At 40.8% G+C, this 25,741-nt stretch carries 30 protein-coding genes; 21 read left to right on the forward strand and 9 right to left on the reverse strand.

The features are described 5' to 3' along the window. Positions 1-5: 5 nt before the first annotated feature. The 3 genes from EHS11_RS14345 (at position 6) to tgt (ending at position 4,461) form a co-directional block, all read left to right on the forward strand. Complete coding sequence (locus EHS11_RS14345) at positions 6-773, forward strand: ABC transporter ATP-binding protein (RefSeq protein ID WP_135765077.1); 768 nt, start codon at positions 6-8, stop codon at positions 771-773. A 91-nt stretch (positions 774-864) separates the two neighbouring features. Continuing rightward, positions 865-2,361, forward strand: coding sequence for an ABC-F family ATP-binding cassette domain-containing protein (locus tag EHS11_RS14350; RefSeq protein ID WP_135765078.1), 1,497 nt, complete (start codon positions 865-867; stop codon positions 2,359-2,361). A gap of 36 nt (positions 2,362-2,397) precedes the next feature. After that, positions 2,398-4,461, forward strand: coding sequence for a tRNA guanosine(34) transglycosylase Tgt (gene tgt, locus EHS11_RS14355; protein WP_135765079.1), 2,064 nt, complete (start codon positions 2,398-2,400; stop codon positions 4,459-4,461). Here the strand turns inward: tgt and EHS11_RS14360 are convergent. Both EHS11_RS14360 and EHS11_RS14365 read right to left on the reverse strand, forming a co-directional pair. Continuing rightward, the gene (locus EHS11_RS14360; RefSeq protein ID WP_135765080.1) at positions 4,456-4,677 is read right to left on the reverse strand and encodes a hypothetical protein; all 222 of its coding nucleotides are present in this window, start codon (positions 4,675-4,677) and stop codon (positions 4,456-4,458) included. The genes tgt and EHS11_RS14360 overlap by 6 nt on opposite strands. A 306-nt stretch (positions 4,678-4,983) precedes the next feature. After that, positions 4,984-6,000 (reverse strand): tetratricopeptide repeat protein, encoded by a 1,017-nt coding sequence (locus EHS11_RS14365; RefSeq protein WP_135765081.1) that lies wholly within the window; start codon positions 5,998-6,000, stop codon positions 4,984-4,986. A gap of 8 nt (positions 6,001-6,008) precedes the next feature. Here EHS11_RS14365 and EHS11_RS14370 point away from each other — a divergent pair, with 8 nt between their 5' ends. The 18 genes from EHS11_RS14370 to EHS11_RS14455 all read left to right on the forward strand — a co-directional run bounded on the left by EHS11_RS14370 (position 6,009) and on the right by EHS11_RS14455 (position 22,307). Then, positions 6,009-6,629 carry an ABC transporter ATP-binding protein gene (locus EHS11_RS14370; RefSeq protein WP_135765082.1) on the forward strand — a complete coding sequence of 207 codons (621 nt, stop codon included), beginning with the start codon at positions 6,009-6,011 and terminating at the stop codon, positions 6,627-6,629. Beyond that, complete coding sequence (locus tag EHS11_RS14375) at positions 6,619-7,275, forward strand: heme exporter protein CcmB (protein ID WP_135765083.1); 657 nt, start codon at positions 6,619-6,621, stop codon at positions 7,273-7,275. The genes EHS11_RS14370 and EHS11_RS14375 overlap by 11 nt, the downstream gene beginning before the upstream one ends. 53 nt (positions 7,276-7,328) lie before the next feature. Then, positions 7,329-8,027: a cytochrome c biogenesis protein gene (gene ccsA, locus EHS11_RS14380; RefSeq protein WP_135765084.1), complete on the forward strand. Its 699-nt coding sequence runs from the start codon at positions 7,329-7,331 to the stop codon at positions 8,025-8,027. Positions 8,028-8,033: 6 nt separating this feature from the next. Further along, positions 8,034-9,173 carry a PP2C family protein-serine/threonine phosphatase gene (locus EHS11_RS14385; RefSeq protein ID WP_210413694.1) on the forward strand — a complete coding sequence of 380 codons (1,140 nt, stop codon included), beginning with the start codon at positions 8,034-8,036 and terminating at the stop codon, positions 9,171-9,173. Next, on the forward strand, positions 9,158-10,033 hold the full coding sequence (locus tag EHS11_RS14390; protein WP_210413695.1) for a phosphoribosylaminoimidazolesuccinocarboxamide synthase: 876 nt from the start codon (positions 9,158-9,160) through the stop codon (positions 10,031-10,033). The genes EHS11_RS14385 and EHS11_RS14390 overlap by 16 nt, the downstream gene beginning before the upstream one ends. Further along, positions 10,009-10,257 (forward strand): phosphoribosylformylglycinamidine synthase subunit PurS, encoded by a 249-nt coding sequence (purS, locus tag EHS11_RS14395; RefSeq protein ID WP_135765085.1) that lies wholly within the window; start codon positions 10,009-10,011, stop codon positions 10,255-10,257. The genes EHS11_RS14390 and purS overlap by 25 nt, the downstream gene beginning before the upstream one ends. Beyond that, positions 10,254-10,910, forward strand: a complete 657-nt coding sequence (purQ, locus tag EHS11_RS14400; RefSeq protein WP_135765086.1) for a phosphoribosylformylglycinamidine synthase subunit PurQ — start codon at positions 10,254-10,256, stop codon at positions 10,908-10,910. The genes purS and purQ overlap by 4 nt, the downstream gene beginning before the upstream one ends. A 51-nt stretch (positions 10,911-10,961) precedes the next feature. Further along, positions 10,962-12,245, forward strand: a complete 1,284-nt coding sequence (locus EHS11_RS14405) for a sugar phosphate nucleotidyltransferase (RefSeq protein ID WP_135765087.1) — start codon at positions 10,962-10,964, stop codon at positions 12,243-12,245. 120 nt (positions 12,246-12,365) lie between these two features. Continuing rightward, a complete protein-coding gene (locus EHS11_RS14410) occupies positions 12,366-13,604 on the forward strand; it encodes an EAL domain-containing protein (protein WP_135765088.1) in 1,239 nt (412 codons plus the stop codon). A gap of 95 nt (positions 13,605-13,699) precedes the next feature. Next, the gene (gene sufC, locus EHS11_RS14415; RefSeq protein WP_135765089.1) at positions 13,700-14,452 is read left to right on the forward strand and encodes a Fe-S cluster assembly ATPase SufC; all 753 of its coding nucleotides are present in this window, start codon (positions 13,700-13,702) and stop codon (positions 14,450-14,452) included. Next, positions 14,453-15,637 (forward strand): SufD family Fe-S cluster assembly protein, encoded by a 1,185-nt coding sequence (locus EHS11_RS14420; RefSeq protein WP_246047894.1) that lies wholly within the window; start codon positions 14,453-14,455, stop codon positions 15,635-15,637. It abuts the gene before it with no gap. After that, on the forward strand, positions 15,638-15,949 hold the full coding sequence (locus EHS11_RS14425) for a Rieske (2Fe-2S) protein (protein WP_135765090.1): 312 nt from the start codon (positions 15,638-15,640) through the stop codon (positions 15,947-15,949). It begins immediately after the preceding gene. A gap of 9 nt (positions 15,950-15,958) precedes the next feature. Next, entirely contained in the window at positions 15,959-17,203 is a 1,245-nt protein-coding gene (locus tag EHS11_RS14430) for a cysteine desulfurase (RefSeq protein ID WP_135765091.1), read from the forward strand. Then, positions 17,190-17,597, forward strand: coding sequence for an iron-sulfur cluster assembly scaffold protein (locus EHS11_RS14435; protein WP_210413696.1), 408 nt, complete (start codon positions 17,190-17,192; stop codon positions 17,595-17,597). The genes EHS11_RS14430 and EHS11_RS14435 overlap by 14 nt, the downstream gene beginning before the upstream one ends. 9 nt (positions 17,598-17,606) lie before the next feature. Then, positions 17,607-17,930, forward strand: coding sequence for a metal-sulfur cluster assembly factor (locus tag EHS11_RS14440; RefSeq protein WP_135765093.1), 324 nt, complete (start codon positions 17,607-17,609; stop codon positions 17,928-17,930). 8 nt (positions 17,931-17,938) lie between these two features. Next, positions 17,939-19,699 carry a gamma-glutamyltransferase gene (ggt, locus tag EHS11_RS14445; protein WP_135765094.1) on the forward strand — a complete coding sequence of 587 codons (1,761 nt, stop codon included), beginning with the start codon at positions 17,939-17,941 and terminating at the stop codon, positions 19,697-19,699. 2 nt (positions 19,700-19,701) lie between these two features. Continuing rightward, entirely contained in the window at positions 19,702-21,303 is a 1,602-nt protein-coding gene (gshA, locus tag EHS11_RS14450) for a glutamate--cysteine ligase (RefSeq protein ID WP_135765095.1), read from the forward strand. Further along, positions 21,303-22,307, forward strand: coding sequence for a carboxylate--amine ligase (locus EHS11_RS14455; RefSeq protein ID WP_425460590.1), 1,005 nt, complete (start codon positions 21,303-21,305; stop codon positions 22,305-22,307). Before gshA ends, EHS11_RS14455 begins: the two co-directional genes overlap by 1 nt. Here the strand turns inward: EHS11_RS14455 and EHS11_RS14460 are convergent. The 7 genes from EHS11_RS14460 to EHS11_RS14490 are packed head-to-tail and all read right to left on the reverse strand — an operon-like array spanning position 22,304 to position 25,736. Then, complete coding sequence (locus EHS11_RS14460; RefSeq protein WP_135765097.1) at positions 22,304-22,546, reverse strand: glutathione S-transferase N-terminal domain-containing protein; 243 nt, start codon at positions 22,544-22,546, stop codon at positions 22,304-22,306. The genes EHS11_RS14455 and EHS11_RS14460 overlap by 4 nt on opposite strands. Before the next feature lie 2 nt (positions 22,547-22,548). Next, a complete protein-coding gene (gene grxD / locus EHS11_RS14465) occupies positions 22,549-22,857 on the reverse strand; it encodes a Grx4 family monothiol glutaredoxin (RefSeq protein ID WP_135765098.1) in 309 nt (102 codons plus the stop codon). 1 nt (position 22,858) lies between these two features. Beyond that, a complete protein-coding gene (locus EHS11_RS14470; RefSeq protein WP_135765099.1) occupies positions 22,859-23,083 on the reverse strand; it encodes a BolA/IbaG family iron-sulfur metabolism protein in 225 nt (74 codons plus the stop codon). A 2-nt stretch (positions 23,084-23,085) separates the two neighbouring features. Continuing rightward, on the reverse strand, positions 23,086-23,757 hold the full coding sequence (locus EHS11_RS14475; RefSeq protein ID WP_135765100.1) for a glutathione S-transferase family protein: 672 nt from the start codon (positions 23,755-23,757) through the stop codon (positions 23,086-23,088). A 20-nt stretch (positions 23,758-23,777) separates the two neighbouring features. Continuing rightward, positions 23,778-24,050 (reverse strand): BolA family protein, encoded by a 273-nt coding sequence (locus EHS11_RS14480; protein WP_246047896.1) that lies wholly within the window; start codon positions 24,048-24,050, stop codon positions 23,778-23,780. Next, the gene (locus EHS11_RS14485) at positions 24,034-24,804 is read right to left on the reverse strand and encodes an ABC transporter permease (RefSeq protein ID WP_135765101.1); all 771 of its coding nucleotides are present in this window, start codon (positions 24,802-24,804) and stop codon (positions 24,034-24,036) included. Before EHS11_RS14485 ends, EHS11_RS14480 begins: the two co-directional genes overlap by 17 nt. Further along, positions 24,804-25,736 (reverse strand): ABC transporter ATP-binding protein, encoded by a 933-nt coding sequence (locus EHS11_RS14490; RefSeq protein WP_135765102.1) that lies wholly within the window; start codon positions 25,734-25,736, stop codon positions 24,804-24,806. The genes EHS11_RS14485 and EHS11_RS14490 overlap by 1 nt, the downstream gene beginning before the upstream one ends. Positions 25,737-25,741 lie beyond the last annotated feature (5 nt).

The following is a 25,741-nucleotide window of genomic DNA, read 5'->3' on the forward strand; positions in this document are numbered from 1 at the left end:
ATACAATGTTGCAAATTCGAAATTTACGCGTTCATTTTGGGAAATCGGAAATTCTTTCCGGGATTCATCTAACTGCAAATAGGGGAAAAATCACGGGGATCGTCGGCCGTTCGGGCTCAGGGAAATCCACATTATTTCGAAGCATTTTGGGTGTCCGCGAGTTAGTCAAATCCTACAGATGCGAAGGGGAAATTCTCTGGGACGGCGAGCCATTACAATCGAAAAAGTTTAAATCGAATCCTCCCATACAGCCGGTCTTTCAAGATCCTTATTCCTTTTTTTCTCCATTCCATTCCATTTTGGAATCTCTTTTGGAACCGACTAAAATTAAAAAAGGAATCTTACTTTCGCCTTCTGCTCGTAAGATGGCATTGGAAAACATCGAATCTTATTTGAATCGTTTCCAATTGGATGGATCACTCCTAAACAAAAAAACTAAAGAATTGAGCGGAGGACAGCTCCAAAGATTTGCAATTCTGCGTGCCATACTTTCCGGACCGGAACTAGTTTTGTTGGATGAACCAGTCACCGCTTTGGATGTTCTTGTCCAAATCAAAATCGTATCTCTTATCAAAGAGTTGAATGAAAAAGATAATTTGGGATTTGTATTGGTATCGCATGACCTGGGACTTGTTAAGAATCTATGTGATGATTTGTACATTTTGGAAAAGGGAAAAATCATCGAGTTCGGAAATGCGAAAGAAGTGTTTATGAATCCGAAAGAAAATTTCACAAGGGCTTTGATCGAAGCGAGGAACCTGAGCGATTTATAAAAACAAACCGGAATCACAAATCATTCGAAACAAATTTTGTAGTATTCCCATACCTATATAAAACTTTGGATTAGAAGTAAGGACAAAGTAGATGATCAAGATTTTAGGCCTAAATAAATCTTATGGGAAACAAGTACTTTTCGATGACTTGAATTTAAGCATCAATCGAGGGGAAAAGATCGGAATCGTAGGAAGAAACGGACATGGTAAATCCAGTCTTTTTCAAATCATCTTGGGATCCGTGGAAGCGGATTCGGGAACAGTGTCTGTTCCTAAAAATTATAAGATAGGACATTTACAACAACATCTTCAATTCACACAAAATACAGTTCTGGAAGAATGTGCACTTGGTCTTCCCGAAGACGAAGAATACGAAACCTGGAAAGTGGAAAAGATTTTATTCGGATTGGGCTTTACCGAAAAGGATATGGAAAGACATCCTTCCGAGTTTTCCGGGGGATACCAGATCAGGATGAACCTGGCCAAACTGCTTGTTTCCAGTCCCGATATGCTAATGTTAGATGAGCCGAACAATTATCTTGATATTGTAACGATTCGTTGGCTTGAAGATTTTTTAAGAACCTGGGAAGGCGAGATTGTACTCATCACTCATGATAGAAGTTTTATGGACAGCGTTGTGACCCATGTCGTTGCGATACATAGAACCAAAGCCATCAAAGTGGAAGGCGATACTGAAAAACTTTATACTCAAATCAATCAGGAAGAAGAGATCTACGAAAAAACCCGTTTGAATGAAGCTAAAAAGCGTAAACAGGAAGAGATCTTTATAGCAAAATTTAAAGCTAAGGCTAGTTTTGCGAGCCGCACCCAATCCAGAGTGAAAAAGCTGGAAAAACAAGGTGAAATGAAGGCGCTGGAAAATATAGAAGATTTGGAATTATATTTTAACAGTGCGGGTTTCGGCGCCAATCAGATGTTATCTGCCGAGAACCTTTCCTTTTCTTATGACGGAAAAGAACCCCTTCTGATCAATGATTTCTCCATCAGTGTGGGGAAAAGAGATAGAATCTGTATCATCGGTAAGAACGGAAAGGGTAAATCCACTCTGTTAAAGCTGCTAGCGGGCGAACTTGCTACTACCAAGGGAACCGTTACAAAACATCCTATCCTCAAAGAAGGTTATTTCGGTCAGACAAATAAACTCAGTATGAACGAGACTGCCACAGTTGTGGAAGAGATCATGAGTGCTGACAAATCTTGTACGGAAGGTAAGGCAAGAAATATCGCCGGTGGACTTATGTTTTCCGGAGATACCGGTCTGAAAAAGATCAAATTTTTGTCCGGCGGTGAAAAAAGCAGGGTGATGCTCGGCAAAATTCTTGTGACTCCTTCCCATCTTTTGTTTTTAGATGAACCTACAAACCATTTGGACATGCAGTCTTGCGACTCATTGATTGAAGCGATTGATGAATTTGACGGTTCTGTTGTCATGGTCACACATAATGAGATGCACTTGAAGAGCGTTGCCACCAAACTGATCATATTCGACAATAATCAGATCACCGTCTATGACGGTTCCTATGATGATTTTCTTTCCGATATCGGTTGGTCGGACGAGGATGAGTAGGAATTAAAAATCCTCCGACCCGGATTTGTTTTATTCATGTCCAGATTGAATTTTATCTTAGAAGCCGAAGCGCCGGGGACCAAAGCACGTGCGGGCAGGTTCACCACCTTACACGGAGAAGTATCCACTCCTATCTTTATGCCAGTGGGAACCCAAGCCACAGTCAAAGCACAGAATGTGGAAACTTTAAAATCGGTAGGCTCCCGGGTCTTACTTGCAAATACCTATCATTTGCTACTTCGACCAGGAGCGGAAGTATTTCGAAAGTTAGGTGGAATTCATAGATTTATGAATTGGGATGGGCCGGTTCTCACCGACTCCGGCGGATTTCAGATTTTCAGTCTTCCCAACGCGAGAAAGATGACTGAGGAAGGTGCCGTTTTTCGAAGTTATGTGGATGGGCAGAATGTGATGCTTTCGCCTGAAATTAGCATTGAAATGCAAAAAGCAATCGGCTCCGATATCATGATGGTGTTGGATGAATGTGTTCCTTCCACCGTAGAGCACTGGGAAGCAAAACGCGCGATGGAAGTCACACATCGTTGGGCGAAACGAAGTCTGAATGCAAGGGGGGATTCACTTCAGTCTATGTTCGGAATTGTTCAAGGTGCTTGTTTTGAAGATCTTCGCAAACAAAGTGCGGAGGTTTTGACTCAATTGCCATTTGATGGTTTCGCCATAGGGGGACTTGCAGTCGGCGAAACAAAAGAAGAAAGAAATGATTTCTGCGAATTGTCCGCATCCTTTCTTCCGAAAAACCTACCTCGGTACTTGATGGGAGTGGGTACACCTTTGGATTTATTGGAAGCGGTACATCGAGGTGTGGATATGTTTGACTGCACCATCCCCACGGAACTTGCCCAGAGAGGAGTAGCTTTTACCAGCATCGGAAAATTACAATTGCACAGAGCCGTTTATAAGTTTGAAGATTCCGTTCTGGATGAAAACTGTGATTGCATTTGTTGTAAAGATTATTCCAAAGCCTATCTTCACCACCTAATAAAGTCAGATGAAGTTCTCGGTTGGCAGCTGCTTGCCATTCATAACCTATATTTTTATCACAGATTGATGAGTGAGATGAGAAGTTCAATTTTTAACGGCAAGTTTCTTTCTTATTATACTGAGAAAAAAGATAGCTTAAGTCAAAGCGATAATGTCAATCCTTCCCATCATATTTTAAAACCTTCCAAGGCAGTTCGCAAAAGAAGTTTGGGAGATTATGAAATCATAGAGAATGAAGAAAAGGGATATTGGAGTGTCCGCCAGAAAAGTTCCGGTGAAGTGATGCATTCAGTAAATTCCCCTGTTGAAGAAGCGAAGAAGCTTTATATTGACCAATCAAATCTAAGGCAGCGAATTTCTTCTGATTCGAGTGATCCGGAGAAATCTGCTTTTTTATACAATGATGAAACAGATCCTATTGTTATTTGGGATGTCGGTTTGGGGGCTGCCACCAATGCGATGGCGGCATTAGGCTGTTTCGAAGAACTTGCGAATCCTAAACCGATGCGTTTGATCAGTTTTGAATCCGATTTGGATCCATTGCGACTTGCTTTAAAAAACAACGGACGTTTTCCTCACTTGTTTCACAAAGCTCCGAAAGAAGTTTTGGAAAAATCATTTTGGAAATCCGATTCGGAGAACTTTACCTGGAAACTCGTGTTAGGTGATTTTGCGACGACCTTTTCCCGGGAAGAGTCTCCCGATGTTGTTTTTTACGATCCTTTTTCTTTTAAAACGGATTCTATTTTATGGAAACCTGAATTTTTCAGTATGCTATTTTCTTATTTTCAAACAAGGGAAAAAACGGTAAGTCTTTATACTTATTCTGCCGCAACTGGAGTCCGGGCTGCTCTTCTCTCTGTGGGTTTTTGGGTAGGAAGAGGGGTTGGTTCCGGACCGAAATCCGAAACCACAATCGCCTATTCAAAATGTCCTGAAGGAATCGAAGAAAAAGAGGGACTCCTTGGAAAGGAATGGCTTGGGCGTTGGGAAAGGAGTGACGCGCGTTATCCGGCGGAACTAAGTAATGAAAACAAAGCGGATTGGGACAATCGAATTCTGATCCATCCGCAGTTTCATAAAGATTTATATTTATAACTGTTTGATAAGAGACTTCAGATCGTTGATTAATGAAAAAGGTGTGGGTTTGATTGATTCCGCAAGAGCGATCGCATCTTGAATCGTCTTTGTCAATACTTGTTTTTCAGCTTGGTATGCTGCTTGAGGAATTTTGTTTTTGTTCTTTTTGAAAACACTTGCTTTCGTATCGATGATCTCAATGATTTGGTTTAAATATTGAACCTGGTTGTCCATAGATTCGATTCAAAGTATTTTAAATAAGAATGCAATCGTTTTTATTAGCAAAATCTTCCGTTTATAAAAATGAATCAGGACTTTTTTATTCATAGAAAGTAGTGCTAAATATGGCAAAAAGGTGAACTTTTTTTCAAAAAAAATTCGGGAAACTTCGACTTCATTTTACAAGAAAAAGGTGGTGTGATAGAGAGGAACACATTGGGCGGCGGGTGTAGTTCCCCTCCCAAATCGGGCGGGGATACCTGAATCCCATCTATACCACACAACCCCTAAATTCTTCAGATATGGATTGATACTGTCGGCTTATTCGGAATTTTCCGGAGTGACTTCTTCCGTATCGTCCAACTGAGTTCGTTTGGCTTCTGCAAATTTGCGTGCAATATCTCTTCTTCTCATAATTACTTTTGCGGAGATGCTTGCAAAAAAAGGATCGTTCTTGAATTGCAACATCTTCGTATACTCTTGTTCTGCGGTCTCGTAGTCAGTAATTTTCGAGGCAGTCTCTGCAAAATAATAATGAAATTTTTTATCGTAAGGTTTTTGTTTTCCTTCTCCCGTTGTAAGTGATGTCTTATTGAAAATTTTATAAGCTATATGATAATTTCCTTTTTCCATCTCAAGTCTTCCGAATCCGAGTCTGACATTCGGACTCTCTTCATCAATGATAAGCGCCCTGTTTAAATAGATAAGTGCTCTGTTTTTCAATCCTGTCGCCAGATAATGATCGCTCATCCGAATCAATGCTTCCGTATCGTACGGATTTTTTTCCGCAGCAAGTTTGTAATTCATAATTGCATAATATACTTGTCTTGTCAGTTCGGAAAGAATCGCAATATGGAGATAGGTTTTGAAATATTCCGGCACTTCCGCTTTTGCATATTCAAATTGGACAAGCGCACCTTCGTAATTGAAATCCAAAGAATACATTCTACCCAGATTGTAACGAAATGGAAAAAATTGGGGATCAAAACGGACACCGGCAGCCAGCATCTTCTTTCCTTCCGTTTTTTCTTTCTCCTTTCCGCTCAAGATAAGCCCGATCGCTTCGTTATTCCATTCGCCCGAGTTTGTGATTGTACGGTCACCGTAGGTAAAACTGCCTATGGAAGGAGGAGGAGCGCCTTGAAATAGTTTTCCTCTGGCTAAAATAAAATCTTCTTTGTGGTAGATAAAGGAACCGTTCGGAAAATCGGAAGTGTCGAATTCCTGGTCTTTTCCCCAAAGGATCTCCGGATATTCCTTGTCCCCGATCTGTTTTTGCGCAAGTAAGGGCAGAGACCCAAAAAACAGAAGTGCGAATAGAAAGAGATATCGAAACATGGTGCCTGATGCCGAAAACGATTCTTGAATGTAAGTCTCTCAACTTAACTGTCGGCTACAAAACTCTTTTTCGTAACCTATCTCTTTCTTTTTCAGGACCCGGGTTGTACATCATTCAAGGGGAAAATGGAGCTGGCAAATCCAGTTTTCTGAAAGAGATCTATCATTATGCTAAAATCAGCGAAAACTGGCATTTTCCCGAAGGGGAAAAAACAATCAGTTACCTAGGTCATGAATTGGGATTGTACACTTCTCTCAGTCTTTCCGAAAATATCAGTTATTATTCCTCTTTAAGTGAAATGAGTTTAAATGAAGAAGAGGTTAGTGCTTGGATAGGTCGTTTCAAATTGGAAAAAAGAACGAGAGAACCAGTGTATATGTTTTCCCGCGGAATGAAACAAAAGGCCGCTCTCATTCGAACCTTCTTATCCTCACCTGACATCGTCCTCTTAGACGAACCTTATACCGGTCTTGATCTCAAATCTACGGAACTATTTACAAAGATTCTCAATGAAGAAATGGAAAAGAGAATGATTCTGATTGTCTTACATGAAATTCCCAAAGGTTTGAATTGTACTGAAATCATAAACCTTTCCGATTATGGCAACGGCTCCCGTCATGTTTCTTAAAATTTTAAAAAAGGAATTTTTACTCATTGGACGTTCATTAGGTGGTCTTGTTTCCCTATTATCGCTTAGTCTTTGCGTTCTGTTTATATTCTATTCGGCGATCGAAGTTAACGAATCTTTATCTGCGAGAAGCGTTCGCGGATTGAAATGGGCGATTATCTTCTTACTGAATTTTATTCTGGTAGGGCAGTCCCTTTGGGAAGAAAGGGAATCGGGCGGATGGACTGCATCACTTGCACATACATCTGCTGCTTATTTGTATCTGGCAAAATGCGCCGTGATTTGGGTTTGCACAAACATAGTAAATGCAGCATTGATCCTTAGCTTCAGCGTTTTTTTTCAATCCTCTGAAGTTTCCCGATTCGGAGGGGAGTGGTTGTTTGCCTGTTTGGGAAGTCTTTCCCTTGTATTTCTGGGAGTTTCTTTGGGACTCATCGCGGAAGAAAGCCGTTTGAAGGAAATCGTTCTGCCATTATTGCAGGTTCCTTTTTCGATTCCTTTGTTTTTATTTGGTTTGGAGGCTGAGGAAAGATTTTGGTTGGAGCCGGGCTTTTACTGGAAGAGCGTACTTCTACTTCTGTTTTTCAGCCTTTTTTACGGAACCATGGGAGGGCTTTTCATTGAGATCACCAAAAAAGAATCCTGAAGCCCGCAACTTTTTTCCTAGAATTATTAATAACTGCCTAGAGTCTGGATAGGGTGAGAAATCAAATTCGTATTTTTCCTTTTCCCGGCGATCTTTTCCTGCTCCTTCTGGTTGTCGTATCCATACCTTTTATCGTAGTATTCTCTCTGACCTATCCCAACGTCATTTTGGAACAAGGTATGAGCCACAAAATATTCTACTTTCATGTTCCTGTCGCATGGGTGGCGTTATATGGCCCGATCCTTGCCAGTTTATTTTCTATCATATATCTTATTACAAAACAAACAAAATGGGATAATTTAGCTTACACTTCCACCCAAATATCCTTTTTATTTGCTTTGGGTGTCCTTTTTTCGGGCCCCATTTGGGCTTACAGTGCCTGGGGGGTTCCTTGGGATCGAACGGATGCCCGCCTCCAATCCTTTTTTATACTTTGTCTTTCTTTGGTTTCGTATTTTGTGCTCCGTTTTTTAATTTTGGATGGAAAAAGAAAAGCATTAGTATCTTCTTATTTATCACTTCTATGTGCGATGAGTGCAGTATTGACTTGGGGCGCCATTCGTTGGATTGAAAACCCGGGCAACCATCCTGGAAGTGTGCTGGGAAAGGGGGGAATGGATTCGGATATGAAACTGACTTTTTGGCTGTCCATACTTTCCTATCATTTCCTGTTTTTGATTTTATTTTTGGTAGCATACCGCAACCAAAAGATTTTAAAGTTTAGAGACGAACTCCGCGCAAAACAGTCTTAGGAATTTGTGACAAGGTTAAGAGAAAATATAAGCGCAAACCATACCATCCTGATCGTGGATGATGTGCCTGAAAACGTAGAGTTGCTAAAATATCTACTTACCAGCGAAGGCTTTAAGGCACTCTGCGCCTACTCAGCGGAAGAAGCTCGCCTGATTCTTGTTAATACACCTGTAGACGCTCTTCTTTTGGATGTGAATATGCCGGTGCAGGACGGATTTTCCTTCTGTAGAGAACTCCGTACAATAGAAAAATACAAATTACTTCCCATTCTGTTTATTACATCCCTCGACCGGGATATCGGGTTCGAGGAAGCGATGAAAAACGGTGGGGATGATTTTATCAACAAGCCTTTCAACAAAAGAGAGTTAGTTGCCAAAATTCATTCCGTCGTACGGATCAAAGATTTGCAAGACGAACTTTTACGGGAAAAAGCCAAATACGAAAGGGAGCTTTTAACCGCACGCAAAGTACAGGAACAACTGATTCCTGAAAAACAATTCATCTGGAACGGAGTCAAGGCCCAAACTCTTTTTCATCCTTTCTTTCAGATCGGTGGGGACTTTGTGGATTGTTGGGCGGATTCAAAAAAACTTCATATTGTCATTGCAGATTGTTCCGGTCACGGTCCGAGTGCGGCCCTCATCGGTGCCATGTTTAAGATGCAATTATTCAATCTTTCTCCCATGATGAGCCTGAAAGAAAGAGTGGACCACCTTCGTCAAAATATGGAAATCGTTTTACCTGAAGATTATTCGATTACTTTTTGTTATGCGTTTCTCGATCAGGACTTGGTTCTGACTTATATCAATGGGGGTCATCCTGCTCCTTTGCTTTATTCCGAAGGGAAAACAATCGCACTTACGGGAATGAGTCCCATGATTATGGGAATCAATTTGAATGCTAAAGATGAAGTTCAAACCGTTCGTTTGAACCCGGGTTCCAAAATTTTCATGTACACTGACGGTGCGAGCGAAGCCATGAATGAAAATTCCCTTTTTATCACGGAAGAAGGGATGAAAAATATTTTTAATGAAGCGGTCGAAGAGGGGGGAGATATTTTGGGAATCGTGCAGGAGAAAATTTTGAAATTTTGCGGAAACCATACTCCCGGCGACGATATGGCAATGGTATGCATTCAAATTTGAATACCGAACCCAGTTACCGTGGGAAAGTCAGAGATGTTTACGATCTGGGAGACAAACTCATCCTTTGCGCTTCCGATAGAATTTCCGCATTCGACGTTGTTTTTAAAGAACCGGTTTCGGATAAAGGTAAAATTTTAAACCGAATCTCAACCTCTTGGTTTCATTATTTTTCTCATTTTAAAAATCATCTCCTGGAAACCGATTTAAAAAATTTCCCGGAACCCTTTGCCAGCAAACCGGAGTTCGATGGTAGATCCGTTTTGGTAAAAAAAACGAAGCGAATTGATTACGAATGCGTGGTTCGCGGTTATATTTCCGGTTCCGCTTATAAGGAATACAAATCTTCGGGCACAGTGGCCTTTCTTCCTTATCCCAAGGGAATGTCGGAGTCTGAAAAATTTCCCGAACCCATCTTCACACCTGCCCGCAAAAACGATGAGGGTCACGATGAAAACATCAGTGAAGAGACGATGAAAAATGAAGTTGGAGCGGAACTTTTTTACCAATTGAAAAACACTTCCCTCTCTTTGTTTACTGAAGCACATAACAAAATGAAGACGCAAAACATCATTCTCTGCGATACAAAGTTTGAGTTCGGGATTTTGGATGGTGAGCCCATCTTGATTGATGAACTGCTCACACCGGATTCTTCCCGGTACTGGGATGCGGATTCCTATGTTTTGGGAACTACCCCTGCCAGTTTTGACAAACAGATTTTACGGAATTGGCTGGAAGGAACAGGTTGGGATAAAAATCCTCCTCCTCCTAGTCTTCCGGATTCTTTGATTGAAGAATTAAAAGAGAAATATTTATTATTAGAAAAGAAGATCAATTTATGTTTATCGCAAAAATCAATATAACTTTAAAAGACTCCGTACTTGACCCGCAAGGACAAACAGTGCTTCGTGCCCTTCATGACCAAGGTAAATCCATTGTAAGTGACCTCCGCGTGGGAAAATATCTGGAAGTGAAAATCAATACAGATGACAAATCGCAAGCAGACGCACTTGCGAAAGAACTTTGCGAATCAACACTAGTGAACCAAGTGATCGAAACTTATCGATTTGTGACTGAAAAACTATGAAAGTGAATGTTGTGACATTTCCCGGTTCCAATTGCGATCACGATGTTGGAACCATTCTTTCCAATGTTTATCAGGCGGAAGTGAACTATGTCTGGCACAGAGAACAGTTTGACGATCTTCCGGATCTGGTAGTTTTGCCGGGAGGATTTTCCTTTGGAGATTACCTTCGAACGGGTGCTATGGCAAAGTTCAGTCCTGCAATGGAATCCGTATTCGCCTATGCCAAAAAAGGTGGTCGGGTTCTTGGGATTTGCAATGGATTTCAGATTTTAACCGAGGCCGGACTTTTGCCGGGAGCACTCCTTCACAACCGTTCTCTTAAATATGTTTGTAAAGACGTAAACCTTCTTCCCGTTGCAAACAACAAAATTGCAAAAACAATCAAACAGCCTTCTTTGAAGATTCCTATCGCCCACGGGGAAGGCGCTTATTATGCGGACAAAGAAACTCTTCAAACTTTGGAAGAAGAAGGGAACATAGTATTTCGTTATGAGGAAAATCCGAACGGATCTCTTCATGATATAGCAGGTATTTCCGACAAAGCCGCAAAAATCATAGGAATGATGCCTCATCCAGAGAGAGCGATCAATCCGTACATTGGAAACGAAGACGGCAAATTGGTATTGGATGCGATTCTGGAAAAATTATCATAAATTTTTTTAGACAATTCTTGCTTTTTCAGGATTCTCTTTTATAAACTTTTTATGCGTTTTAAGGAAGACTCCATTGATTCCATAGATTTTATCTTGAGAAAAGATGAAGTTCTAACCGTGATTCTAGGTGGGGGGAAAGGAACGAGGCTTCTTCCTTTGACGGAAAAACGTTCCAAACCGGCTGTTAGTTTCGGGGGAAAATACAGACTCATTGATATCCCTATTTCCAATTCCTTAAATAGCGGCTTTGAAAAGATATTTGTACTCACCCAGTTCAATTCCTATTCATTGAACCGACATATTCACAGAACTTATTCCTCCAACTCCATCAACCAAAAGAGTTTTGTAGAGATCATTGCCGCAGAACAAACAGTCTCCAGCGTCAACTGGTTTGAAGGAACGGCAGATGCGGTAAGAAAGGTGCTTCCCTATATCCGGGAACGAAAACCAAAATACGTACTCATTTTATCAGGCGATCAGCTTTACAATATGGATCTTGCCAATTTTATGCAAACCCATCTCTCCGATCCCGATACGGAGATCAGCGTTGCTTCCAACGGTGTTTCCGAAGAACAGATTTACGGACTCGGGATTGTAAAAACTACGGAAGACGGATTCATTCAGGAATTTATAGAAAAACCCCAAGACATTCACCAAGTGGAATCCTGCAAGCAACCTAATGGAAGCTATTTGGCAAATATGGGGATTTATATTTTTAATACGAAAACTCTGATTGAAGTTTTGGAAGATCCGGGAATGACGGATTTCGGAAAAGAAATTTTACCCAAGGCGATTCGGGAAAAAAAAGTAAAATCCTATGTGTATGAAGGATACTGGGAAGACATAGGGACCATTCGGGCATTTTACGAGGCGAATCTTATGCTCACTGATGATGTCCCGAAATTCAATTTGTATCTGGAAAAAACTCCTTTCTATACCCGGCCCAGATCTCTTCCTCCCACCAAAATCAACCAAGCCGTGGTAAATAAGGCATTGATTTCGGAAGGAACGATTTTGAACCGATGTGAAGTGCATCGATCCGTCATTGGGGTCCGCCAGTACATCGATCAGGGGACCAAAATCTACGATTCGGTGATTATGGGGCTCGACAATTACGGATCTTTTGACCGAGTACATGGAAAAATTCCCAATGGAATCGGACCGGACTGTGAAATTAGAAACGCGATCGTGGACAAAGACTGTGCCATCGGAACAGGCGTTAAGTTATTGAACCTGCATTCTTATACGGAATATGAAGATGAATTTGTAAAAATCAGGGACGGGATCATCGTCGTTCCCCGCCATACCACTATTCCGGATGGATATTCTATTTAGCATTGCACAATTTTGCCACAAATAGGTCAAATTATGTCTAAAATGAGACAAAAATAGCGAAAAATTCTTGTCGTACTTCGGACACAAATGAGCATGGAAGCCTAGGGATATCACCGAACCATGTTTATTACAGAAACACATAAGGGTGGCCAGTTTTGGAACGAGTCTCATTTTGTTCCCCACTTCCAGCCAATCGTGAATGCAATCAATCGCTCCATTTCAGCTTACGAGGTACTTGGGCGACAGTTTGATCCGGACGAAAATACCTATCAATCTCTAGGCGGGCTTTTTCATAACCGTGAACAGGATATGGTTCCTGTTTATAATATTGACCGGATCCTTCGGGAAAAAGCTGTAAAACACCTGAAAGATTCAGGACTACGCACTAAATTGTTTTTTAATATGATGCCGAACTTTCTTTCCAGAGTGCATCATACGGATTTATTCGCAGAAAATTTTCATATCATCCAACTCATTGAAAAATACGGAATCAATCGCAATCAGGTTGTGATCGAGATTACGGAAGACGAGTTTGACGGTTCGATAGAAAGATTGATTCAGATTGTTCAGATCTTCAGAGACTATGGTTTGAAGATTGCCATTGATGATTTGGGTTCGGGTTTTTCCAATTTGGAAAGGATCGGTTACCTTCACCCTGACATTATGAAAGTGGACATTCAAATTATGAGAGAAAGTTTGAACAAGAACTCTTTCAAGCAAGTGTTAGGTGCTATCTCCGAAATGTCCCAAAAATTGGGCTCTCAGCTGCTGTTTGAAGGAATTGAAACCGAGGAAGAGGTGAATCTAGCACTTTCCATGGGCGCCAATCTCTTGCAGGGATATTATTTTTCAGTTCCCAATCCTCATTTTTTAAATAGAAGTACGTTTTCCGAAAAGATGACCACTGTACTCGAAAATTTTTCCAATCATAGATCCAAAGAGCTGATTGAAAAAGGAATCCGGGAACAAAACATCATCGATAAATTGAATGAAGTTTTTAACGGTTTTGAAGAAACAAGCAACGAAGATTTTGCGTTTAACTTCAAAAAGATTGTGGATTCCCTTCCGTCTAACATACTAAAGATTTTTGTCTGCGATAAGGACGGATACCAAATCACGCCAACTTACGATTTGGTAAAAGAAGCGGGCGTATACCAGGAAAAGATGAACCAGATTGGAAACAATTACGCATGGAAGCCCTATTTTCTAAAACATAAGGCGGAAGCGGATCGTTTCCGTAAAAAATGGGGGGTGACATACCCACTATATGACATTAGGAATCAGAATCAGTATGTGATCTTTACATTTTCCCTTTCCGAAAACCGGATTCTAATCGCACAAGTGGATTGGATGGAATAGGAATGGTTTGTTTTTTTCGACTGTATTGATTTCCTGGTAGTAGGGATTCGTCTAAAAATAGAATCGTTCTAAATAAACTACCAGGGATACCCACCTTGTCCTTCATTCTAGAAATCCGCGACCTACGTGCCGCTGTCGGAGATAAAGAGATACTGAAAGGGGTCAATCTAAACATTGGTCCGGGACAAGTGCATGCCATCATGGGGCCGAATGGTTCCGGCAAAAGCACATTATCAAATATCATACTCGGTCATCCGAAATATAGGATTCTTTCCGGAGACATTTTATTTAAAGGTCAGTCTATACTATCCATGCCCACCGACGAAAGGGCAAGACTTGGTATCTTTTTATCCTTTCAATATCCGACCGCATTACCTGGCGTTAGTATTGGCAATTTTCTGAAATCCATTTTGAAGGCCCATAGAGGGAAAGAAATTCCCGTGCGAGAGTTTAAGTCCGAACTGAAGAGTGCGATGTCCCTTTTGGAAGTGCCTGATTCGTTTATTGCTCGTTATGTGAACGACGGATTTTCGGGTGGAGAGAAAAAACGGGCCGAAATTTTACAAATGAGTCTTCTCAAACCCACCTTGGCGATCCTGGACGAAACCGATTCCGGTTTGGACATTGATGCTTTAAGGATTGTTTCCGAAGGGATTATGGCAAACCGTTCCAGCGAACGTTCAGTGCTTCTCATCACCCATTACCAAAGAATGTTAAATTATGTGATCCCCGATTTTGTACATGTTTTTGCGGACGGACGTATTTTGGAAACCGGAGGCAAAGAACTTTCTTTGAAATTGGAAGAAAAAGGTTATGATTGGATTTTGGAAAGAGAAGGAGTAAAGTAATTGGCAATTTCTTTGGCAAAGGACCCTGGAAATAGTTTGATCTCTGCAAATTTACTCGCCGAGTTCAAATCTAAAGTGGGAAAGTCGCTGGAGACTACCATACCTCCGGAGACTCACGGTGAATCTTGGCGCAAATTTCCTTTGGGTGGGTTCAATCTTTCCGAATTCAATTCCTCTTTTGCCGTTGGTGAATCCATTAACATTCATTCCAGTCTAAACAGTACCGACTGGACGGAAGAAAACGCATCCAAGGTTTCAGTATTACTCGAAGAGTTATTGAAACAATCGGCTGGAAATTATTTTGCACTCCTTAGTCTTTTTCATGCAAAAGAATATTATTATTTTGAAATAGATGAAAACCGGGCGGATATTTTGGATTGGCAGTTTCAATCGGAAGAAAGCCTTTCCGCTTCTTCCGTGTTTTTAGTTAGGGTGGGAAAAAATACCTCATCTAAAATCAAAGAAGGTTACAAGACTGTTTCCAAAACGGGAAATTTGCATTTGTTAGCTTCTGTTAGTTTTTACTGGCTGGAGAAATCTTCCTATTTGAAATTACAAACCAGAGAAGACTACGATTCGGATCTTTATCATTTTCGTTCTGTTTTTTCCCATCAGGAAAGAGATTCCAAATTGGAGTTATCTACTTTGCCACTCGGCGGGTTTCGGGGAAAAACATTCTATTTTCCGAGGCTCGCAGGAACTGGTTCCGAGGCAAATATTTCCGGGCTCACTGCACTCAGCAAACGGGAGTTTAACGATGTTGAGATACTTGTAACTCATCTTGCCGACCATACAAATAGCAAATTGGTTTATAAAACCATAGTAGCGGACAAATCCCATCATATCTTTACCGGCAATCTGCATATCCCTGCGAACTTAAAAAAAGTGACCGCTCATCAGGAATCGCATAATCTATCCATGAACAAGAAAGCGAGAGCGGAAGCGATTCCCAAACTGGAAGTTTTTGCCGAAGACGTTTCCTGTACTCACGGTGCTACCGTAGGGGATATTGATGAAGAACAATTGTTCTATCTTCTTTCCCGCGGATTGAATCCGAATGAGGCAAAACATTTGCTAGTATCCGCCTTTTATAATGAAATGATTTCTAAGATCGCATTCTCCGAGGAGGACGCGGCAGCTCTTTCCGTTCTTGTCCAAGAAAAAATTTTGGCGGGAGGGGACTAAATGGCATTTCAAAAGCTGGCAAAATTCCGGGATATCAAAGAGGGCGAAATGACAGTAGTAAATACCCGTTATACGAGAGTCGCACTTACCAAGATAGGAGAAACCTATCTTGCTTTTGAAGATCTTTGTACTCATGACGGAGAAGAGATCTCTTGCGGAAAATTGGAGGGTGATGTGATTACCTGCCCCCGCCATTTTGCAAAATTCAATATCAGAACGGGAGAAGTGGTTTCATTACCAGCCACGGAAAACCTTCCCGTATTCAAAACCAAATTGAACGGTGATGATTTGGAAGTGGATTTGGAGGATTAGGAAAATAGTATGAAATTAGATCCTTATCGAATCAAAGAAGATTTTCCCATTCTGTCTACATTGACTCCCAACGGGAAGCCGCTCGTGTATCTGGACAACGGTGCTTCTTCTCAAAAACCCAAATCTGTCATTGAAGGCACTTCCAAATACTATGAAGAAGAGAATGCGAACATTCATAGGGGAATTTATCATCTTTCCCAGCATGCCACCGAGTTATTTGAAAAATCCAGAATCAAAGCATCTCATTTTTTCAGATCCCCCTGTGCCAAATCCATGATTTTCACCCGTGGTGCGACCGAGTCTATCAATCTGGTTGCACAAGCTTGGGGAAGAGCCAATGTAAGTGAAGGAGATGAGATCGTGCTCAGCGTACAGGAACATCATTCCAACCTGGTTCCTTGGCAGATGTTGGCGCAAGAGAAAGGTGCGATCTTACGCTTTATTCCTATCAAAGAAGATACCACTTATGATCTTTCCGGTTTGGATTCCATTATAAATCGCAAAACGAAGATCGTTGCAGTATCTCATATGTCGAATGTGACCGGAACCATACATGATGTAAAACCGATCATCACAAGGGCTCACCAAATGGGCGCTAAAGTACTCTTGGACGGAGCGCAGGCTGCATCCCATTTGAAAGTGAACTTAACTTCTCTGGATGTTGATTTTTATGCTTTCTCAGCTCATAAGATGATGGGGCCCACAGGAGTGGGAATGCTTTACGGAAGAGAAGAAATCCTGGAAGCTATGCCTCCCTGGCTTGGCGGAGGCGATATGATTGAAAACGTGGATTTGGAAATTTCCACTTATGCGAATCTTCCCGCCAAACTGGAAGCAGGAACTCCCAATATCGCAGGTGTGGTCGGCTTTGCTTATGCATTGGATTATCTCACCAAATTGGGAATGGAAAATATCCATGAACATGAAATGGAAATTACCGAATACGCACTTACCAAATTAAATCGGTTAGGTGGTATTACCATTTACGGAACGGATGATTTGGATAAAAGAGGAGGGGTGATTTCCTTTACTTTGGAAGGAGTTCATCCTCATGACGTAGGTTCGATTTTGGATGAAGAAGGAATTGCCATCCGGGTGGGACATCATTGCTGCCAACCGCTTATGAAACTATGGAAAATTCCAGGAACTTGTAGAGCTTCCTTTTATGCTTATACGACAAAAGAAGATGTGGATTCTTTGGTTGCAAGTTTGGAGAAAGTGAAGTCCATATTTTCCCGTGTTGCCAAAAGATAGCCATATTGATCTTTTCCTTGGCTGGAAAACTTCCGGCAATTGGACTTTACCTGCAACCTACGATTCTATCTTAAATGCAAAAAACTCCATGTGCGGAGACGAATGTAATCTCTATATCGAAAGAAAAGAAAATCAAATTCGAATTTTATCCTTGGGTGGAGAATCTTGCTCCATTTGCCAAGCATCCATGGGAATTTTATTTTCCAATCAAACTCTCTGGTCGAAGGATTTCTTTCTGAATCAACTGGAGATTAGAAAAAATGCCCTTGAGGACGAAACACTCTCCAAAAGGATTCCTGTTGACGAACGTAGGTTCTGGGAGCTAATATTAACTTATCCGAATAGACATCGTTGTGCGCTTTTGCCCTGGGTTGCCCTTGGTAAAGGTTTTTAGGAGGCCAAAATGATTACAATGCCAAACACTTCTTTAGAATGGGAAGTTTATAATAATATACGTGAAGTGGAAGATCCTGAAATCGGAATCACTTTAGTAGAGCTTGGACTTATTTATCAAATCACTGTAGAAGAGAAAAAAGCAATTATCGTGATGACTTATACTTCCATGGCATGCCCCGCAGGCCCTCAAATGAAACAGGAGATAGAAGACCAGGCATTGCGTGTCGATGGGATTGATGAGGCCATTGTGGAAGTAGTCTGGAATCCCAAATGGGATCCGAGAGAAATGGCGAGCGAAGAAGCAAAAATGCAAATGGGAATTTACGATTAGTTATTATTATGCAGATACCGAGTAAAATATTTTCGATTTTTTTGCTACTCCTTTCCGTTGAATTTTTTTCCTGTATTCCCGGAACAAAATTCGATATTTCCAAACGAAACTTAGAGCCGGTTTTTATTCCTCAGATTGACGGAGCCGCAGATAAGAAAAACCGTTATGAGATTTCCGGAAATGAATTTGTGATTTCGACGGATCATCCTCTTGCTTCCAGAGCGGGGATAGAGGCTTGGAAGGCAGGCGGGAACGTAGTGGATGCATTTGTTTCCGCGAGTTTTGCAGTCTCCATTGTTCGTCCACAATCAACAGGACTCCTCGGAGGAGGATTTGCGATTGTCCATTTTCCGGGAAAAAAAATAAGAAAGGCATTTGATTTCAGGGAAAGATCACCAAAGAACGGTAAGGCGGAACTTTATGTGGATAAAGACGGCAAGCCGATTCCCGGAAAAACATTAAACGGGCCTTATGCGGCTGGGGTACCAGGAATGATCCAAGGACTTGTACTCATCCAAAAAAAATACGGAAAACTCCCTTTGGAAAAAGTAATTGAGTCTGCTATTGGTTATGCGAGACAAGGGTTTCCTATTTATTCGGATTTGGCCCGAAGTATTGAATCCAACTGGAAACATATGAATCCGGAGATGCAGTTTATTTTTGGAAAGGAAAACAGACCTCTTAGGGAAGGAGAAACCCTTGTTCAGGAAGACCTGGCAAAAGTATTGGAACGAATTCAAACAAACGGGGATTCGGAGATCCGCAAAGGTATCACTGCGGAAAAAATGGCCGCTTATTACTCTCAATTTGAAAATTATATGGATGCGAATGATTTGGAAACCTATCAGGTGTACGAATCGGAACCTATTTCTGGCACAGCCTTCGGTAAAACTCTTTTGACCATGCCTCCTCCATCCTCCGGGGTGCACCTGATCACCATTCTGCAAACTTGGAACGAATTGAATCAGAAAAAATCCCTGCCCACCGGGGAAATAGGAAAGACGATCAACCTAACAGAAGCAATGCGGGTAGGCTACAAAGATAGGTCGGATTTCGGAGGCGATCCTCGTTTTACGAATGTGGATGTTTCCAAATTCATATCCGATGAATACGCAAAATCGGAAGCAAATGAAATTGAAAGAAAAATCGTTTCAGGTGCTTGGTCGAATGTATCCGGAAACTTAAAATCTGAATCTTATAATACCACCCATATATCCATTTTGGATAAGGAAGGAAATGCCGTTTCTTCCACTCAGTCCGTCAACGGGATCTTGGGTGCAAAGGTAGTGGTTCCCGGTACAGGACTCATTCTCAACAACACTATGGATGATTTTTCCGTGGCTCCGGGAGTTCCCAATCTTTACAAACTCATCGGTTCGGAAGCAAATAAGATAGCGCCCGGAAAAACGCCTCTTTCCAGTATGTCTCCTTCCATCTTACTTGATGAAAAAGGAAAAAGTGAAATCGTAATCGGCGCTCCCGGCGGCTCTCAAATTCCAACCACAATCATCAATACTTTGATACGTTACAAAAAAGATGGATACAGTTTGTATGAAAGTGCATCCTATCCGAGGCTTCATCACCAGTTTCAACCTGATGTTTTATTTGTAGAACCTGAATTAAAATCCGTATTTCCGGAAGCGAATTTACCTTTTTACAAAGTCCAATATATTAGACATAGAGCAAAAGTTTTTGCCGTTGCCAGAGAAGGAGACAAACTAATAGGAGTATCCGATCCGCGAGGAGAAGGAATACCTCTTGGTTTTTAAAAATGACCAAACCAAAATTACTTTCACGATTTCATAAAAAAACTGCAAAAACTTTGCTGACTACGGATCATATTGACTGTTTGCTTTCCGCAAAACATGGGTTAGAGAGAGAGTCTCTTCGGGTTGACTCCAAGGGAAATATTTCTAAAAAAAATCATCCTGAGGCTTTGGGATCGGCTCTGGTTCATCCTCTGATCAAAACCGATTTTGCAGAACCGCAGATAGAATACGCTACGGAAGCACGTAAAAGTATTCCTGACACCTTGCGTGAGTTAACCGAATTACACGCATTTACACTGCGCAAATTGGAAAAAGAAACTCTTTGGCCTTTCAGTATGCCTAGTCCTCTACCTAAAGATAGTGAAATTCCTCTTGGAATGTACGGAACAAGCAAAGAAGGCAGAAAAAAAAACATCTATAGAAGGGGACTTGGATTTCGTTATGGAAGAAAGATGCAAACCATTTCCGGAGTGCATTACAATCTCTCCTTTGACAAGTGTTTGCTCGGAAAACTTTCCGAAATCCGTTATAAAAAACCTTTGGGAAAAGAAACTCAAAGCCAGATCTACTTTGATACGATTCGGAATTTTAACCGACTCTCTCCCGCGTTACTTTATCTTTTTGGAGCTTCCAGTCTGATTGATGAATCTTTTATAAAACCTGGAAAAGAATTTAAAAAACTGGATAAAAAAACCTATAACGCTCCCTTTGCTACGACTCTTCGTCTATCTAATATCGGTTATACGAGTGAAGTGCAGGCAAAATTTCCCATTTCCGTCAACTCATTGAATGATTATATAATCGATATGTGCAAAGCGGTATCCAAACCTTATCTGGGTTATAAAAAATATTCCGTAAAACCGGAAAACCAATTGAACGACCATTATCTGCAAATAGAAAACGAATTCTATTCTTTGGTTCGTCCGAAGCAGGTTCCTCACGGGGAAGAAAGGGTTTTGGACGCTCTTATGGAACGGGGAGTCGAGTATTTGGAGATTCGGCTTTTAGACCTGGATCCTTTTTCTCCGATCGGTGTGGAAGAGAACGGGCTCTATTTCATTCACATGCTACTCCTGTATTGTCTGCTTTCCGATTCTCCTGCAGCGGATAAAAAAGAGATCAGGATTTGGAGATCCAATCAAGAAAAAACAACCTGGCAGGGTAGAAAGCCGAATACTTCCATTCAATTCCTAGGAGAGACTTGGAATTTACACGAGTTTATTTATCAATTGTTAGCCGAGTTACAACCATTAGCTGATTTGTTGGATAAAAACGATACTGAGAACGGACCCTACTCCAAAGCTTGGGAAGTTCAATGGGAAAAATGGAATGATTCTTCTTTACTTTCCTCTTCCGTTTCAGAGTTGGATTTAAAAATCAATAAGATGAGCTTTCATGAATTCGGATTGAAACTTTCTGCAAGTCATAGCCAATTTCTAAGAGAGTATCCTTTGAGAAGTGAGAAAATGGAATACTTTGAAGCATTGGCAAAAGAATCCTTGGAAGAACAGAAACATATGGAAAATCTGGAAGGTTCTCATTTGAAGAAAAACCAAAAACCCATCCAATTAAAACCGCTAAATATTTGTTCTGTGAGTGTTTAGTGGATTCTTTCGCATTACCCAAAGGTTATGAAGATCTCGAAATATCCACCCAAATCATCATTAGGGATGCAATTTCTAGAAAGATAGAAGTGGAGATCATTGACAGGGGTGAAAATTTTCTAAGATTAAAACAGGGAAATCATACTGAATTTATAAAAGAAGCAAGTAAAACCAGGCTCGATAGTCTAATGAGTTATCTGGTGATGGAGAATAAAATCGCCTCCAAACTGGTTCTATCGGAAAAAAACATCAGAGTCCCCATCGGAAGAAATTATTCAAATTTGGAATCCGCTCTCGCTGATTTTAATACCTTTCAAGATAGAAAAAAAGTAATCAAACCGGCGACTACCAATTTCGGAATCGGGATAGGGATTTCTCCAGTCGGAGACAGTTTTGAAAGTTTTAAAATCTTTGTAGAAAGAGCCCTTTCTTACTCTTCTTCCGTCATCATAGAAGAATTCATCGAAGGGCCGGAGTATCGTTTTTTAGTATTAGGTGATGAAGTGGTTGCGGTTTGTAACAGAGTTCCTGCGAATGTTAGGGGGGATGGAAAATCCTCTATTTCGGATTTGGTTGCAAAGAAAAATGATGATCCGAGAAGAGGGGAAGGTCACAAAACTGCATTGGAAAAAATCCAAATGACTGAAATTGAAAAGGAAATACTCCAGAGCCAAGGTTTGGATTTTAGTTCCGTGCTTCCTTTAGGCGTTACTGCTTACTTACGAAAAAATTCCAATATATCGACCGGTGGAGACTCCGTGGATTTTACCGATATGGTGCATCCTGATTTTAAGAAGATTGCTTTGGATTCTGCCCGTGCGGCCGGTGCGACGATTTGTGGAGTGGATATTATATCGAGTCAGATTGAAAAGAAACCGGATCTCGATACTTTTGCGGTTCTTGAGATCAATTTTAATCCTGTTCTTTACATTCATGAATTTCCCTATATGGGAACACCACGAACTGTAGGATCGAAGATCCTTGATTTACTCGGGTTTGATTAGGAATATTTCTTTTGCAAGTAGGTGATGATATCATCCGACTCGTACATCTTGGTATCTCCGTCTACTAGGAAGGGAACTTGAGACATGCCTCCGAGACTGACTACTTCTTCACGTCCTTTGGTGCCTCGGGATGCTTCCACCAGAACGAAGTCTTTATTTTCAGCTAGCCCTAGATTTTTCATTGTCCTTATTACCATTTGGCAATAAGGACAAGTTGCATACTGATAGAGCCGAAGCATAATTAGCCGATTTTTTTGCTAAGTTCACCGGACTGCGCCATTTGCACAGTGATGTCGTGGCCGCCGATAAATTCCCCATTGATATAAAGTTGAGGAATGGTAGGCCAGTTTGTAAATTCTTTGATCCCTTCTCTTACTTTCATATCCGAGAGTACGTTAAACGATCCAAAATCAACTTGCAGTTGTTTGAGCACGGTTACGATCCCTGCTGAAAAACCGCATTGTGGCGCATCAGGGGTTCCTTTCATAAACAAAAAAACCTTTTTTGATTTGATCAGGTCTTCGATTTTGGTTTTTAATTCGCCGTCCATATTATTCACTCCTAGTTTCCAAGCCGAGGGCATGGATCTCCTCTTTTAATTCATCTTTTAATGTTGCGTATACCATTCTATGTTGTTCGACCATGGACTTGCCATTGAATCCGGAATAGGTGACTAGCGCTTTGATATGCACTCCGTCTCTGTATGGATCCAAAATTTCTACCTTTGATCCGGGTAGGCTTGTTTGGATTCTTGATTGGATTTCTTCCAGTGTCATGATTAAATTAAACTTCCTAAATAAGAATTATGGTCCTTGATATAGCGAATGTAATCTTCCGGGACTTCAGGTAAAACAGAATTCTTTACCGAATCTTTGGAAAGCAAGGTTTTTGACCAAAGAGAAACCTTCGGGAAACTTTCAAAAAATCTCAAATTGGCTTTGGATTTTTCCAAAAAATCAAAACGCATAAATGCGGGTGCAAAAGAAGTATCGACCAATTGAAATGTTTTGCCGCCGAAATAAAGAGAATCGGAAAATCCGTTCGGTAAAATTGCTTCCAACTGGCTGAACTTTGAGTTCAGGTCGGAAAGTTTTTTATCAAACTCCACCTTATCTTTAGTCAATGTTAGCATATACTGATCCACATTAACGGAACTTGCAAATTCGATCCAGGCACGTTGTTTTGCTTTTTCAATAGGGACCCTTGGGTGCAATGAAGGAGGATTCACTTCATCCAGATATTCGTTGATCACCGCAGATTCGAAGAGAACATGTTCTCCAAGTTGTAAAACGGGAACTCTTCCTAAAGGAGAAATCTTTAAAAACCAATCCGGTTTATTTGCAAGGTCAATGTATTTGATTTCATAATCCGCTTTTTTTTCCAAGAGAGTGATAACTGACCTTTGGACAAAAGGGCAAAGTTTAAAACTGATAAGTGTAGGTTTTTCCATATATATCCATTAGACGGTTTCTAGCCTGCGTAACTAGAGTCAATTTCCAAAGCATGCAGTCCGGTTTTCCATTCTTTTCCAAGGGCTTCGTAGATCAAACGGTGCTGCTCCAGCAAAGTTTTATTTTTGAACAGATCCGAACGAATGTAGATTTTGTAATGAGTTTCTCCGCTGGGACCCCATCCTGCATGGCCTGCATGAAGGAGGGAATTGTCGATTACCTCAAGTGCAGCAGGTAAAAATGCTTCTTGCAGGATAAGTTGGATTCTGTCTTTTCTAGCTGCGGATTCCATAGCCTCTTTCCATAAGTTTTACGTTAAAGATAAATAGAAAAGCCGAGATGATAAAAAGAAGGCTCAACGAAAAAATAATACTAACATCACTTATGCCCAGAAATCCGTAACGAAAACTGTTTACCATATAAAGAATCGGGTTTGCATAAGATACGATTTGCCAGAATTCGGGAAGTCTTTTTACGGAATAAAAAATCCCCCCGAGATAGGTAAGAGGGGTCAATACAAACGTGGGAATGATGGTGACATCATCGAAACTTTTCGCAAAAAGCGAATTTAAAAATCCGCCCAAAGAAAATAAAATCGATGTAAGTATGATGGTAACGATGATTACGAATGGATTGTAAATTCGCAAATTAGTAAAAAACATAGATGTAAGTGTTACTAAAAACCCCACGAACAAACCTCTTACCACACCTCCTAAAGTATAACCCAATACGATTGTATAGGGAGATGTGGGAGAGACCAAAAGTTCTTCTATGTATTTCATGAACTTGCTGGAATAAAAGGAGGATACTACGTTATTGTAAGAACTGGTAATCACGCTCATCATAATGAGGCCGGGAACTATAAATTCGATATAAGTGAATTCTCCGATATTACCGATTTGTTTTCCCACCAGTTCTCCAAAGATAAGAAAATAAAGTGCCATCGTGATCACGGGAGGGATCAGGGTTTGAAGCCAAATCCTGGTGATTCGAATCCATTCCTTACGAACTATTGTTTGTAAGGCGATCAGGTTTTGTTTTAACATTAGGAAATTTTCCTTCCTACTAGATTGATAAATAATTCTTCCAGACGATTTGCCTTATTGCGGAGACTTACGACTTGCAGTTTTTGTTTGGTTAATTCCGAAAACAGATCGTTGATGGATTGTTTTTTACTGATTTGAACTTCCATTGTCTTTTCATCCGGCCAGCCAAATTGAAATTTTCGGGAAACAGGTTTGGTTTTGGGAACAGATTTCAAATCAATTAGGAATGTTTCCGAATCCAATCTCTGTAATAGTTTTTTCATGGAAGTGTTTTCTACGATTTTTCCCTGATCAATGATTGCTATGTTTCTGCAAAGAGATTCCGCCTCTTCCAAGTAATGCGTAGTGAGTATGATTGTTTTTCCTTTGGAGTTGAGTTCAGTCAGGAATTCCCACATGGAACGTCGGACTTCAATATCCACTCCTGCGGTCGGTTCATCCAAAATCAGTAAATCCGGTTCGTGAACCAATGCTCGCGCGATCATGAGTCTACGTTTCATTCCCCCGGAAAGTTGGCCGGCCGGGGATTTTCTTTTTTCGTATAACGAAAGTTTTTCCAGGTAATATTCCGATCTTTCCTTTGCAATCTTCAATGGAATTCCGTAATAACCTGCTTGATTGATTATGATCTGGCTTATCGTTTCGAAGATTCCGAAATTGAATTCCTGAGGAACGATTCCAAGATAGGTTTTTGCTTTTTCCTGTTCTTCATCTATGTCGAGTCCGAAGATTTTCACCTTTCCTTTCGATTTTGTAATGAGAGAACTTAAGATTCCTATGACCGTGGATTTTCCTGCACCATTGGGACCTAGGAGTGCGAAAAAATCCCCTTTCTCTACTTTTAAATCTACTGAGTTCAATGCTTTCACACCTGTCTTGTAGGTTTTTTCCAAACCTTGGATGTCGATTGCATACGTTTCGTTTGATTTCATGTTTG

The sequence above is a fragment of the Leptospira ilyithenensis genome (genome assembly GCF_004771005.1).
GTDB lineage: Bacteria > Spirochaetota > Leptospiria > Leptospirales > Leptospiraceae > Leptospira_A > Leptospira_A ilyithenensis.